Below are 13,020 nucleotides of genomic sequence, written 5' to 3' on the forward strand. Positions count from 1 at the left end.
TTCTTATCCCTCCATCGCTAATGCAACCACCCGTTCAATCACATCGGCAAGCGTTAAGCCGGCGGCGGCCATCATTCTTGGATAGCGGCTGTATGAGGTGCAACCAGGCATCGTGTTGACTTCATTGAGCACGACTTGCCCGTCTTCCTGTAGAAACATATCCACACGGGCAAGCCCACTGCAGCCCAAAGCCCGATAAACCAGCTTCGCTGTTTCTTGTACCCGTTTCTTATCCTGATCTGAAATAGCGGCTGGAACCTTGATCATAGAGTTTTCGGAACCGTTCTCCGGATTTTTTTCCTGATGGATGCGGAAGAAGCCATGGGACAACTGGATTTGATCCACCTCACCAACAAACAAGTCGTTACCGGTTCCGAGCACTGCGCAGCCTACCTCGCTGCCGGAAATCATTTGCTCAATCAGAATTTTTGTGTCATATTGACTTGCGCTTTCGATGGCTTCCGGCAATTCGTCCCTATGGCATACCTTTCTGACACCAAAAGACGATCCGGAACGGGCTGGTTTAACAAAGACTGGATAAACAAGTTGCTCCGCGTCTGGCATGTCACCCTTGTTGAATGCCAAAAAATCAGGCGTAGCGATTCCTGCGTTTCTTACGATCACATAAGTCAAAGACTTGTCCATGCACAGCGCGGAGCTCTGGATATCGCAGCCTGCATAGGGAATGCCGGAAAGCTCCAACAGTCCCTGCATGGCGCCGTCTTCTCCCATTTTTCCATGCAAAACCGGAAACACGATATCCAGGCGGATGATCTTGTATTCTCCCTGCTCCAGCACAATCAACCCGTGGACATTTCTGTCCGGCGACAACATGGCGGGAAGGCAATTTCCGCGTTCCCAATTCGCACCGGGATAATCGCAGAGCTTCCATTCACCGGCTTTGGTGATCCCGATGTAAAGCGGATCAAATTTGTCTGGATCAAGGTTTCTCGCGATCTCCTGTGCGGATTTTATGGAGACATCATGTTCTTCAGAGCAGCCTCCGAATAAAACGGCCATCTTGAGCTTGTTCATCTATCTTGTTCCCCTTTCGAATTCTAAGCAATTTTGAATCGTGTTCTCTACGATATCTTGCAGCGCGTGATCTGTATAAAAAGCGGTATGCGGCGTAATCATCACATTTGGCAATTTTTGCAGCCGCCGCAGAAATTGATTATGGATCGGCTTGTTTGTACTGTCGTGATAGAATATACCTTCTTCGCCTTCAACGACGTCCAATGCGGCGCCCCCCAGCCTCCCATTTTCCAGAGCCCAGATCAGCGCCTCTGTGTCAATAAGAGCACCGCGTGCGGTGTTAATCACAAAGGCCCCGTGTTTCACGCTTTTGATTCGCTTCCGGTCAAGGATATGGTAAGTATCAGCGTTGAGCGGCATATGAAGCGTCAGGATATCACTTTGCCGCAGCAGTTCGTCCAGAGTAACATAATCGGCCTTAGCTTGCGGATACAAGTTGTAAGCCAGTATGCGGCATCCGAAGCCGTGTAGCCGATCAATCACCGCCTGACCGATGCGGCCTGTCCCCAATACCCCCACCGTCATGTCGCGCAGTTCCCGTCCCGGTACAGCGCAAAGCTTGTAATCATGGGCGTCTGCCCTGCATAAAACCGACTTTGCATTTCGTATAGACATGAGTATCAACATCAAAGTATAATCTGCCACGCTAGCGGGCGAATAAGCTACATTACCAATAGTAATGCCAAGCTTTTCAGCCGCTTCCAAGTCAATGTGGTTGCAGCCTATGCTTCTTGTGGATATATAAGCGACGCCGTTTTCCTTGAGGGCGCGAAGAGTGGAAGGCCCTATTTCCGTTTTATGGTTAACGCTTATACAGCAATTGCCTGATGCCAACGCGGCGTTTTCTGCTGATACCGCTGACTCAATGATCGTCGGTTCAACACCATAATGCGGTGAATACCTCCCGAACAGATCCGCTTCGTCCTTTTCACATCCGTAAATCGTGATCCCTGTTTTCTCCATGGTGTCAACTGTCCTTTCTGCAAAATAAAAGCCTGTCGCTTTGATAAAACCATGTTATCAAGAGCGGGCAGGCCGTATTTTAATATTAAGTTGTTTAATTCCTAAGAAAATCCTAACATCAGATTGAGGTTTTCCTAATACGTAACGGGTAAAGAGACCGTAAAGGTAACTGTGTTATCTTTGCTTTGGGCCACAATGGTTCCACTATGCAGGGTGACGATTTCTTTGGCGATGGACAACCCTAACCCGGAACCGCCAGTGCCCGCCGTGCGTGCTTCATCCAAGCGATAAAACTTCTCGAAAATAGCGGCCAGCTTGTCCTGTGGAATGGTATGGCCTTGATTTTGAAAAACGATCTTTATATCACCCTCTATTTCCTCTGCGGAAATAACGATTTCCGTGTTTGGGTAGCTGTAGGCGGCCGCGTTTTTCAGAATATTATTGAATACCCGCGCCAGCTTCACCGGGTCGCCGTACACGGTCAAATTTTCGTCGGCATGAAGTACGGTTGTATTTCCTTTTTCGGAGAGGATCGGATAAAACTCGTCTGTCATTTGCACAAGCATGTAGTAAAGGTCGATCATTTCCTTTTCCAGCTTGATCTGCTGCAAGTTGTACCGGGTGATTTCAAAAAATTCGTTGATTTGTTCCTCCAAGCGGTAGGCTTTGTCGAGGGTAATGTGAGTATATTTAGTCCTCTGCTCCGCGGGCATATCAGGCGCCTCGCCCAATAAACTCAAGTAACCAATTATAGATGTAAGCGGAGTCCTAATATCGTGGGCCAAATAAACGACCAAATCATTTTTGCGTTGCTCCGCTTCCTGAGCAGCCTTCTTCTGTCTTTTCAACTTGTCCTTTATGGTATTCAGACGATTTTCCATGAATTCCATCTCCGGGGAGAGGGATATTCTATCCTCTGAATCTTCCACAAGCCGATCCATGCCGGAGCTGATTTCATCAAAATGTTTTGTGAACCAGGAGATCGTGAACCAAGAAAGGATGACAAGAAAAACCAGGGTCAAAAGAAGCAGAATGAGATCTAAGTTATTGCGAAAAACATAATGATAGATGAGCAGTGCATCGGAGTTGTTCAGATTAAAAGTATAAATCAGGAATTGAACGATGCGATCTCCAATCTGTCCCCGCAAAATATCCCGCATCAAAAGGACGGTAACAACAGCAATGACCGTAATCAGCAGCATTTGTAAAAAAGCTTTTCGCTTCAGCATTGCATAATTGCCCTTCTTATTGCTTTTCAATTTTATAGCCGACCCCCCATACGGTTTTGATATACTTTGGTTTTTCTACAGTATCGCCCATTTTTTCACGCAAGTGGCGGATATGGACGGTGATCGTATTGTTGCTTTTGCTATAATACTCGTCCTTCCAAATCTCAGAAAAAAGTTCCTCGGCACTCACCACTCTGCCCTTTCGCTCCAGTAAAATACGGAGAATGGAAAACTCGGTGGGTGTCAGTTCAAGAGGTTGTTCATTCAGCAGGCACTCATGCGTGTTTACATCCATAACCAAACCTGAATGGACGATTACAGGCTCAGTGACAGGCGCAGACTGCGGCGTATTGTATTTTTTATAGCGCCGCAACTGTGCTTTTACACGCGCTACCATCTCAAGCGGACGGAACGGTTTTGTGATGTAGTCGTCGGCCCCCAAGGTTAGCCCCGTAATTTTATCCGTCTCTTCATCTTTGGCCGTCAGCATGATGATGGGATAGGTATGCTGTTCCCGTATTTTCCGGCAAAGCATAAAGCCATTGATGTCCGGCAGCATAATGTCCAGAATGGCCAAGTCAAGCTCCGTCGTTTCTATGCAGGCAAGAGCTTCCTTTGCAGAGTAAAACTTGATCACTTCATAATTTTCATTGCGCAGATACACTTCTATTAAATCCGCTATTTCATGTTCATCGTCGACAACGAGAACTTTAGCGCACATCATTTTCAACTCCTTTCCGGCAGAACTCAACATCCTCCTATTTTACTAAATTCGGCAACTAAATTTATGACTTCCAGCTTGAGAAATTATTAAGATTTTCATAAGGACCCCACTTCCTTCGCTGTGCCTCGTTTAATGATATTTTAAAAAGCCGATCAAATTGATCGGCTCGAACAAGTCTACATATTCACAGAATCTCCGTTCGCCCGGTGGTAGCGCGCCAGCACATCCCCTGGCAGCACACTCGCTAGCCTTCCCAAGTTAAGGGAACCATTGGCATATGGCCAAGCTCCACCGATAAAAATGTTTCTCATGGTAATTCACCTCCTTTTTATAGGAAAACAACAAAAAGACTCTCATCCCTAAAGGGACGAGAGTCTAAACTCACGTGGTACCACCCAGTTTCATCAATGTCTTGCGACATTCACCTCTTCAAGTACGCCGCAGGACGCGGTTATACTCTAGCACGATAACGGGTGCGGGTTCCCGGCGCAACCTACTTCCGGATTGGGTTTCGATGCGCGGCTCAGAGACCATATTCGCAGGAAACATCTTTGCTCCTTTTCACCAACCGGAGCTTTCTGGGTGTGCTTACTTTTCCGATGCCAGCATAAGCTCATATATTTTGCGCGTTGTATTTACGTTCCTTACCGTTGTTTGTCGATAAATATCCGATCCGATAATATTTGTCATGCCGCTTCTTCTAACATTTTGCTTGGAAACCGACCATAGAATTGCTCCTGGGACATATATCACCGTATCAATATCCGGTTTAATGACCAGCTTGTCCAGCACGGATTCATTATTAATTTCGTCCCATAAAAAATGCACGTCGCTCCTCATTTTATCGTCGTTTGTCCACGATTCCGGGAGCGAAGCCATGATTCTTTTCATATCATTTAAATCAAGAACCAGTACTTTGATTTGTAATGCGAAGTTTTCCTGAATAGACATTTCCAGAATGTGTGATATTTGTGCTTTGGTACGGCTATTGTGTGTGAAAATAATATTGCCTGAATTGATAATTGCCTGAATTGATATATGTAACTACATTGTTCATACCGGCGTGCTCGAAAGATTTTTTAAGCAGCTTCATGTCAATTTTATTTTTTCCGCCAACATTGATTCCGCGGAGTAATGCGACATAGACCATAATTGCCTCCCAGACTATATTGTTCAAAGTTCCGCATTTTACCATAGATTATAAGATATATACTTAGTCCTTGTCCTCAATGACTGCAATTCCATCGATTTCAAGCAGGCAAGATGGACGCGGGAATTCCGAAACACGGGTTTTTATATTCTATTTTGAAAATAGACATTGGTTTTCCTCCTTAACGATTAATGTTCCGTATTTTGATTATAAGTAACTTCACTGACAGTTACTGTCAATGAAGTTTGTTCCAATATCCTGTATATCTTCTTAGGTTGGAAATTCAGCAGAATAACTTTGACCCTTGCTAATGAACAAACAAAACCACCAATCATTCATAAATTTCTTATGAATATTGGCGGTTTTGTTTACTTTAATATTCTCCTTTGATTACAAAAAAGGAGCCCCGAATGGTTCCGGCCAGTTTAGACTTCTGCCGGGCAAACTTAAACTTCCCTTCCAGCTCCCGGGGTACCTCCATCCCCTCGGAAAGCTTGAAACCAACGGCCCGCTTCTTAGGATCATCAATCGTATACATGACATTGAGCCCAAGCCCATCCTCATAAAAGACATAGGCCATTTTAATATTTTCCACTTGAAAACGCGACGTCTCTAAAGGTTTGGCCGCAAACTCAATATCACGTTCTTCTTTCAAAATCCGGTTCACATAATCAAGGGTCTCCTGGCTTTCGCTAGCCGGTACAACCGTAAATTCATGCTTATATTTGTTCATGAAGTAACGGGCTTCATTTGCACGTAAACCGGCAAGCGCTTCTGCTACGGGTGAAGACTCTAAGCCAACCGTAGACACATTTTTAAAATCAACGATATAGGACATGCTCATCCCCCCTTATGATCTCTTTATTTCCTAACCACAGGAATCCACATTTCGCCAAATACTAAACCGTTTCGCTGCCCCATCACAACCGATGTATTTGGCCCGCCAACATAGGCAAAATCCTTGGCTTCCGGCAAGGCTTGGCCAAAGGCAATGCCGGCAAGCGTATTATTTAGCTCATCAGCCGTCTTCCCTTCCCCTTTAACAACCAGGTATTCCCCCTTAGGAAATTGAATAACCCTGGTTGCTTCCGGTAGCGAGGCCTCGCTCATTACGCCAGCATAGTGCATCATCTTGTTATTCACCGCTTCGTTCACGGCAAAAATGTAGTCATTTTCGGCTATGGCCTTTAAAGTGTCAAGCGTTCCATCTTGTTTCACTGCCTGCCAAAAGGCTGCTTTCTCCTTGTTTATGCCGGCATAGTCCGTATAATCGCTCTTAAGCTCGATTCCAATACCTAAAACGGTAAAGCTGTCTTTTTCCTCAAGGGTATAATTTGCCATATTCAAAACCTTCCTCTTTTTTAAATTTATCAAATGATTTGTCTTTTCACTTGATGGGTTTATAATAACCATAAATCATGTCAAAAAATGATACCGTTTAGGGGGTCCCGATGAAAAAGGTTGAACGGATTAATATCATCATGCGGTATATCAACAATCGCGCCCATTTTACCATTTCTGAAATCATGCGAGAATTCAATATCTCCCGCTCGACAGCCATTAGAGATATCAGGGAGATTGAAGCCATGGGGATGCCGCTTGTCGCTGAAGCCGGAAGGGACGGGGGTTATTTTGTCATGAACAACTCGGTCCTGCCCACGGTCCGCTTTACCGATAATGAGATTAAAGCTCTGTTTATTGCCTTTATGGCCACGAGAAATCAACAACTCCCTTATCTTAAGAGCCGTCAGTCTTTAGCCGAAAAATTACTCGGCCTGATCTCGGAAAACCAGCAGGATGACCTGGTTCTTTTAAATGAAATATTGCTGTTTGAAGGGACCAACCCCCATAATCCCGACCTGCTTGATCTGTCGGACCTGCCCCACCCCATGCTGGAAAAACTCATCCAAATCCTGCTTCTGGACAGCTATTTATTGGTGTCCATCGAAGAAGAGAAGGAAATAAAGTCGTATCCGATTTATCTCTTGCACCTTTATCGTGAAAAAAGCTTATGGCACATTGAAGGCTTTGACTTAAAGGAAGCAAAGAGGCGGATTTTTCCTGTCGACAATCTCACCGATGTAGAACCCTACCCTGCGAAAAAAAGGGTGAGCAAGAAAAAGATTTTAGAAATACTAAGCAAGCAGGAAGAAGCCTTCAACCTTGTCCTTGAACTCGGTCCAAAGGCGATTGCCCAGTTTAAGAAATACCATCCTTTAAAAGCTTCACTTTCCTATACAAATCCTTACCAAACCACAGCCATTTTAAAGGCTTTTATCAATGTTCATCATTCGGAAGAATTAACCGAAATCATAAATTGGCTACTTTTCTTAGGTGGGGATATCAAGGTCAGGGAGATGCCGGAAGAAGTTTTGGAAGGGTTACATGAGAGATTAAACTTATACTGCCCTAGGCAGTGCCGGCCAGGCATCATCAACCAATAAACCAAAATGTTAGAGAAGATGCCTGATGACGCCGACAGCTCGTACAACTCCAATTGCAAGTTCTTGTCCGCCGACAATCCCCCCCTCGGCGCACGATTATTCATATGCTGACAATGCCAACAGAGCGATGTTGATCGCTTCTTCGAGATCTTCGCGGCTGGCCCCGTTCACGGCCTGGACCGTCATGCCGTACACGAGGGTTGTAACGTACCGGGCCAGGGCGGCAGGGTTGGCGTGCTCGGGCAAATCCCCATCCTTCTTGGCTTGCTCCAACCGGGTACTTAGCGCTTGTTCGATTTGAACGCGTTGATCGGTCAATAATTGTTTGATCGGATCGGATTCCTCGCTGCCCGTAAGGGCTCCTTTGATTAATAAACAGCCTGGAGAATAATCGGGATTAACCACCGAATCCGCCGTTGCCCGAAGAAGTTTCTCGATGACGGATCGAGCTGTCGGTTCGTTCAGCGCAGTCACGGAAGCTTGAATGGGCGCTTCGCTCATATATAAATCAAACGCTATGTGAAACAGTTTCTCTTTGCTGCCGAAAGTGGCATAAAAGCTTGAACGGTTGATCTTCATGGCTTCGGTCAGGTCCGACAACGAAGTCCCTTCATACCCCTTTTGCCGAAAAACCTTCAGGGCACGCTCAAGCGCTTGTTTAATGTCAAATTCCCGTGGACGTCCGGCTGCCATAACCATCCCACCCTTTTTCGTATGTCAGATAAGTGATATTTTACTACACAGCTCGGAATTTGCAATGATTTCGGAAAATATGAAAAGATCCAAGCTGCCCGGAAAGATCGGCGGCAATCCGATCTCCTGACAGTTTGGATCTTTTTGCTTACATCGTCTGTTTCTCGTTTACTTTGTCTTCGTTAAGAAAACGCTTGTGGTTAAACGCTCCCGCCCCCATCGACATTCAGGCTTGCTCCGGTAATATAACTGGATTCAGGCGAAGCGATAAAAGCCACCATACTGGCAATTTCGGATGCCTTTCCGTGTCTCCCTAGCGGGATCGCCTTTACGAATGAAGAATAGGGACCATCCGCAGGATTCATATCCGTATCGGTCATTCCCGGTTGAATATTATTGACTGTAATGCCTTGAGGCGCCAGATCGCGCGCCAGCCCTCGTGTCAATCCGGCTACCGCGGCTTTGGTCGAGATATACAGGCTGTTTCCAGGGAATGGATTGCTGTCGGCGGCCACACTGCCAATATTGATGACACGACCGCCTTGTGTCATTTGCGGAGCGGCCGCTTGAACGGCAACGAATACCGCCTTCCAATTAACCGCCACCATTTGATCGAATTCTTCAAGGGTATATTGGTCGTAAGGCTTCAAACCTGCAATGCCGGCATTATTTACAAGAATATCAATACCGCCAAAGGCTTGGATCGCCTCTTCGACGGCGCCTTTCACTGCCCCGGCATCGGCGCTGTCCGCGCGAATCGCCAAAGCGTGCCCACCTGCGCTTTTAACTTCTTGTACCAGTTCATCTGCCTTGCTTTGCGCACTGACATAAGTAAAAGCAACCGACGCGCCGTCTTCTGCGAGCCTTTTCACGATGGCTGCGCCAATGCCGCGAGCTCCTCCGGTGACCAATGCTTTTTTGCCGGCTAATGGTTTATTCATTGTGCTTGTCGTATTCAAATGTAAAACTCCTCTCCATTCATTTTTGAACCTTTCGGTTCATAATTGAGCATGGCACTATTATGTACCTTTTGGTTCAAAATTGCAAGAAGTAATTTTTTTGCTCGTTAACGGCTAATATCCATTCATAAAATTGGAGTGCTGCAGCAAGCTCTAGACTGGCTTGAATAGCGAAACAGCGACAGCCTATGGACCGAATCATCAAGTCCTTAACTGTCGCCGCTTCATTGAACTAACCCTTACAATATTTCGATGTACCCTTCTGTTCCATGCACGCGAATTCGCTGCCCGTCTTTGATCAATTTGGTGGCATTCTCCACGCCGACAACGGCTGGTAAGCCATACTCACGCGCGATAACGGCTCCATGGGTCATCAGTCCGCCAACTTCGGTGACCAGGCCTTTGATGGATACAAACAAGGGGGTCCAGCTAGGGTCGGTGAAGGCGGTGACTAAGATATCTCCATCTTCCAGATCAGCATCTTCCAGACTCAAGATGACACGTGCTCGTCCCTCGATCACTCCGGAAGAAACAGGCAGACCCACAATCGCTTCGGCTGGGAGATGTTCTCGTTTGTACTCCCCTGCGATGATTTCACCATCAGACGTGATAACACGTGGTGGAGTTAGCTTTTCGTATAATTTGTACTCGTCTTTTCGTTGGCTGATGATCCGGTAATCCAGTTGATTGGTGCGGACGGCTTCGTGAAATTCTTCAAAGTAGAGATAGTAAATATCTTCTTTTTCGCGAATAACGCCCGCTTGCACGAGTTGTTCGGCTTCTTTGAGCAAAGCCTGCTTATAAACGAAGTAGCGATTAATATAACTATATTTTGGATATTCCCGATATCCAATGAGATTCCGGACCAGGTCGATCATTCGTTTTGTTTCTTTGGCCTTTTGTTCGCCATCCGGTAATTTCTTCAATCGCTTCAATAACTCTTGTTCTTTTTTCAAAGCTTCCTGTCGCCCTTGCTCAAACTTCCGCTTTGCGGCATTAGGCTCAAAGTTTTTGATATTACCCAGAATCATGGGGACAAGTGTAATTGGTTTTTCGCTCCAACGAGGTCTGGTAATATCGATTTCTCCGGCGCACCGCATTCCGTATTTGCCCAGAAAAGCACAGATCGCGTCCCTAGTTTCCTGCCCTCCATCCAACTTAAGCAGTTCATCCAAAAAGTTATCATCTTGCACATGTTGTAAATAGTCAATGACTTCCGGATAAGGACGTATCACATCTGCGACATCCATTAGCGCCAGACCCATTTCCGAAGTGATATTGTTTGGTACAGATTGAGACAGCGTATCTGCTGCGTTTTTTTCACCCAACCACTCCAGCATTTTTTCATTGATCCATGATGAAGCATTCATAGCAGTCATAATCACACCAAAGCTTCGTGGATCAGATACGCTCTTCCTCTCCCTTAATTCCTGGATATCTTTCAGGATAAAATCAAACAGATCGGCTCCTGATTTCGTTTGGATCTTATGTTTTAACTCCTCGATCGATGATTCACTTTGCTTAATCAACTCAGAGACGATTGCCGGATCGTAATCGTTTAGGGTTTGATAATCCGCAGGCGCCGGACCTTGATTGCTTTTTCCGTTACTCCGTTCTTCCTTGTCATCCGGTACCGATTTTATAAAATTCCCCCGCTCTATGACGGTCGTCAATGCATCTTTTATGAGCGGATCGTTTTTTCCCAGAACATGGATTAAAGTCTCCCTGCCGGAAGGTGAAGCCAGCATAGTTGAAACATCAACAAACAACCTTCCGCCGGCTTTACGCATGGGCGCAGGAGTTAGCAACAGGTAGAAAGACAATCCCAATGGTTTCATGGGATCGGTCATCATTTGTTGGTGACCCACAGATACATAAACGTGATATTCCTGATCATTCGCCTCAGGGATCGGGTATAAAGTTGTGATCGGCCGGCTTTGGACGATATAAAAAGTGCCGTCAGCCAAACACCATTCAATATCTTGCGGCTGGCCGAAATAAGCTTCGATCCGTCTCCCGATGCCTGCCAGTTGTAAAATTTGCTTATCCGTCAGGGTTTGCGTGTTTTGCCGATCAGGATCGATCTGCTTTGTCTCTGTTCCCCCATCTTTTCGTCCATAGATCGCTAAATTTTTGGTGGCTATCCGCTTATCGACGATTTCCCCATCCCGTACTTTATAACCATCGGCAGATACCAAGCCGGAGACCAGCGCTTCTCCAAGCCCAAAACCGGCATCGATGGACAGCAGCTTTCGGTTTCCGGTCATCGGATCGGCGGTAAATAAAATCCCCGACGCCTGCGAGAAAACCATCCTTTGCACGATAACGGATAAATAAACCTGACGGTGGTCGAATCCGTTTTGCATTCGGTAGATGACCGCGCGATCGGTAAACAGCGACGCCCAACATTTGCGGATATGCTGTAAGATCGCATCGATGCCGATAATATTTAAAAAGGAGTCTTGTTGACCGGCAAAAGAGGCATGCGGCAAATCTTCGGCAGTCGCACTGGAACGCACGGCATAAGCATGCTCCTGGCCAAACTGGGATAGACAGTGAGCTACTGCTTTCACAACATCGGAAGGAATTTCGACGTCCAAAATGATTTGCCGAATCTTTCCGCTGATTTCCCCGATTTGATCGCGATCTTCTGCTTTTAGCATGGTTAGTCGATTAAGCAAAGCTTGATACGTTTCGTTTTGTTCGATGGCTTTTTGAAATCCCGCGGTTGTAACACAAAATCCTTCAGGCACTTGGATTCCTTTTAGTTTGGATAACTCCCCTAAATTCATCCCTTTTCCGCCAACGAGCGAAAGCTGCGTTTTTTCGATTTCCTTGAAGCCAAGAACCAACGAACTCATTCCACATCTCTCCTAACCATTAAATTGAGAAAAAACATTTGACAAGAGTTTACCGGCGTGTTACAATTAAAATGTAAAATGAGATATTTATATCATTTAAACAGAAGTCAGTCGTGATCTAATTATATCATTGTGTCTGTTGATGTGCAATATGAAAGAACCTGGTGAATTTACCCAGGTTCTTTTTTGATTAGCGTGTAATTAATACTGAGCGCATTCCCCTATGTTCCGGATTACCCCGTAAATTCTTGAACCCACTCGCTATTGTAGTAAGCAACACCGATTTTGGTATAGGAGCTGTTTAAAATATTGGCTTTATGCCCCGGACTGTTCATCCAATCGTTCATCACTTGAGTAGGGGTGCTTTGCCCTTTGGCAATATTTTCACCGGCTGAATTGTAGGTAATTCCGAACTCCTTCATCATATCAAACGGGGATCCGTGTGTTGGAGAATTATGATCGAAGTAGTTATTGTTATACATGTCTTGTGCCTTGACCATCGCCATATTGGACAATTCGGGACTCATGGTGAGAGCGGCTAAACCTGCTTTGCTTCTTTCCTTATTGACCAAATCCAGTACTTGCTGCGCAAATTGGGAGGAATCCTGAGCTTGTCCTGTGGTGCCTGTAGTAGGTGAAGGCGTTGAAGGTGTCGGATTCGTTGGTCTTGATGGAACTTGATTGGTCGGATTGGAAGGTACCGGGTTTGTCGGATTTCCGGCAGGTGGAATGAAGTCCCCTATATTGGAAGGAAATCCATCGGGAGTTTCTTTTATCCTAACCGATCCGTGAGCCTTAGTTGATGTAGCTATTGAAGACGCCTGTGTGGTGACAGGAGTTGGTGCAGCCGTTTGAGCTTTCATTGAAGGGGTCTTTCCCGCCGTGTTGTTTCCCGCCGTATTGTTGCCGGCCGCACACCCCGATACCAGCAATATTGCTGCCAATAAAATATACTTTACCAT

11 protein-coding genes and 2 pseudogenes are annotated in these 13,020 nt (G+C 45.8%); 1 reads left to right on the forward strand and 12 read right to left on the reverse strand.

Annotated elements, in window-relative coordinates:
* Window positions 1-3: 3 nt before the first annotated feature.
* The 8 genes and pseudogenes from vanA to NYE69_RS19520 form a co-directional block, all read right to left on the reverse strand.
* Complete coding sequence (vanA, locus tag NYE69_RS19485; RefSeq protein WP_340927495.1) at window positions 4-1,035, reverse strand: D-alanine--(R)-lactate ligase; 1,032 nt, start codon at window positions 1,033-1,035, stop codon at window positions 4-6.
* Complete coding sequence (locus NYE69_RS19490) at window positions 1,036-1,998, reverse strand: D-isomer specific 2-hydroxyacid dehydrogenase family protein (RefSeq protein ID WP_340927496.1); 963 nt, start codon at window positions 1,996-1,998, stop codon at window positions 1,036-1,038.
* Between the two features lie 134 nt (window positions 1,999-2,132).
* Complete coding sequence (locus tag NYE69_RS19495) at window positions 2,133-3,227, reverse strand: sensor histidine kinase (protein ID WP_340927498.1); 1,095 nt, start codon at window positions 3,225-3,227, stop codon at window positions 2,133-2,135.
* A 16-nt stretch (window positions 3,228-3,243) separates the two neighbouring features.
* Window positions 3,244-3,948, reverse strand: coding sequence for a VanR-ABDEGLN family response regulator transcription factor (vanR, locus tag NYE69_RS19500; protein WP_340930444.1), 705 nt, complete (start codon window positions 3,946-3,948; stop codon window positions 3,244-3,246).
* Window positions 3,949-4,136: 188 nt separating this feature from the next.
* A pseudogene (locus tag NYE69_RS19505) lies at window positions 4,137-4,262 on the reverse strand (class I tRNA ligase family protein); the annotation flags it as partial.
* A 277-nt stretch (window positions 4,263-4,539) separates the two neighbouring features.
* A pseudogene (locus tag NYE69_RS19510) lies at window positions 4,540-5,101 on the reverse strand (DUF1697 domain-containing protein).
* A gap of 373 nt (window positions 5,102-5,474) precedes the next feature.
* Complete coding sequence (locus NYE69_RS19515; RefSeq protein ID WP_340927499.1) at window positions 5,475-5,939, reverse strand: phage tail protein; 465 nt, start codon at window positions 5,937-5,939, stop codon at window positions 5,475-5,477.
* Between the two features lie 23 nt (window positions 5,940-5,962).
* Window positions 5,963-6,442 carry a GyrI-like domain-containing protein gene (locus NYE69_RS19520; RefSeq protein ID WP_340927500.1) on the reverse strand — a complete coding sequence of 160 codons (480 nt, stop codon included), beginning with the start codon at window positions 6,440-6,442 and terminating at the stop codon, window positions 5,963-5,965.
* A gap of 110 nt (window positions 6,443-6,552) precedes the next feature.
* On the opposite strand from NYE69_RS19520, the gene NYE69_RS19525 reads away from it, so the two are divergent.
* The gene (locus NYE69_RS19525) at window positions 6,553-7,545 is read left to right on the forward strand and encodes a helix-turn-helix transcriptional regulator (protein WP_340927501.1); all 993 of its coding nucleotides are present in this window, start codon (window positions 6,553-6,555) and stop codon (window positions 7,543-7,545) included.
* A 96-nt stretch (window positions 7,546-7,641) separates the two neighbouring features.
* Here the strand turns inward: NYE69_RS19525 and NYE69_RS19530 are convergent, their stop codons facing one another.
* From NYE69_RS19530 to NYE69_RS19545, 4 genes are all read right to left on the reverse strand, one after another.
* A complete protein-coding gene (locus NYE69_RS19530; RefSeq protein ID WP_340927503.1) occupies window positions 7,642-8,238 on the reverse strand; it encodes a TetR/AcrR family transcriptional regulator in 597 nt (198 codons plus the stop codon).
* Window positions 8,239-8,438: 200 nt separating this feature from the next.
* Window positions 8,439-9,197: a 3-oxoacyl-ACP reductase family protein gene (locus NYE69_RS19535; RefSeq protein ID WP_340927504.1), complete on the reverse strand. Its 759-nt coding sequence runs from the start codon at window positions 9,195-9,197 to the stop codon at window positions 8,439-8,441.
* A gap of 239 nt (window positions 9,198-9,436) precedes the next feature.
* Window positions 9,437-12,058: a phosphoenolpyruvate synthase gene (ppsA, locus tag NYE69_RS19540; protein WP_340927506.1), complete on the reverse strand. Its 2,622-nt coding sequence runs from the start codon at window positions 12,056-12,058 to the stop codon at window positions 9,437-9,439.
* Window positions 12,059-12,291: 233 nt separating this feature from the next.
* Window positions 12,292-13,020, reverse strand: coding sequence for a CAP domain-containing protein (locus tag NYE69_RS19545; protein ID WP_340927508.1), 729 nt, complete (start codon window positions 13,018-13,020; stop codon window positions 12,292-12,294).

The organism is Paenibacillus sp. FSL R5-0527 (assembly GCF_038008055.1).
GTDB classification, from domain to species: domain Bacteria; phylum Bacillota; class Bacilli; order Paenibacillales; family Paenibacillaceae; genus Fontibacillus; species Fontibacillus macerans.

What these genes read in the sequence shown, in the direction of transcription:
- NYE69_RS19525 (WP_340927501.1), top strand. Translation starts at nt 6,553, where the DNA reads ATGAAAAAGGTTGAACGGATTAATATCATCATGCGGTATATCAACAAT.
- NYE69_RS19520 (WP_340927500.1), bottom strand. Translation starts at nt 6,442, where the DNA reads ATGGCAAATTATACCCTTGAGGAAAAAGACAGCTTTACCGTTTTAGGT.
- NYE69_RS19490 (WP_340927496.1), bottom strand. Translation starts at nt 1,998, where the DNA reads ATGGAGAAAACAGGGATCACGATTTACGGATGTGAAAAGGACGAAGCG.
- vanA (WP_340927495.1), bottom strand. Translation starts at nt 1,035, where the DNA reads ATGAACAAGCTCAAGATGGCCGTTTTATTCGGAGGCTGCTCTGAAGAA.
- NYE69_RS19530 (WP_340927503.1), bottom strand. Translation starts at nt 8,238, where the DNA reads ATGGCAGCCGGACGTCCACGGGAATTTGACATTAAACAAGCGCTTGAG.
- NYE69_RS19495 (WP_340927498.1), bottom strand. Translation starts at nt 3,227, where the DNA reads ATGCTGAAGCGAAAAGCTTTTTTACAAATGCTGCTGATTACGGTCATT.
- NYE69_RS19545 (WP_340927508.1), bottom strand. Translation starts at nt 13,020, where the DNA reads ATGGTAAAGTATATTTTATTGGCAGCAATATTGCTGGTATCGGGGTGT.
- vanR (WP_340930444.1), bottom strand. Translation starts at nt 3,948, where the DNA reads ATGTGCGCTAAAGTTCTCGTTGTCGACGATGAACATGAAATAGCGGAT.
- ppsA (WP_340927506.1), bottom strand. Translation starts at nt 12,058, where the DNA reads ATGAGTTCGTTGGTTCTTGGCTTCAAGGAAATCGAAAAAACGCAGCTT.
- NYE69_RS19515 (WP_340927499.1), bottom strand. Translation starts at nt 5,939, where the DNA reads ATGTCCTATATCGTTGATTTTAAAAATGTGTCTACGGTTGGCTTAGAG.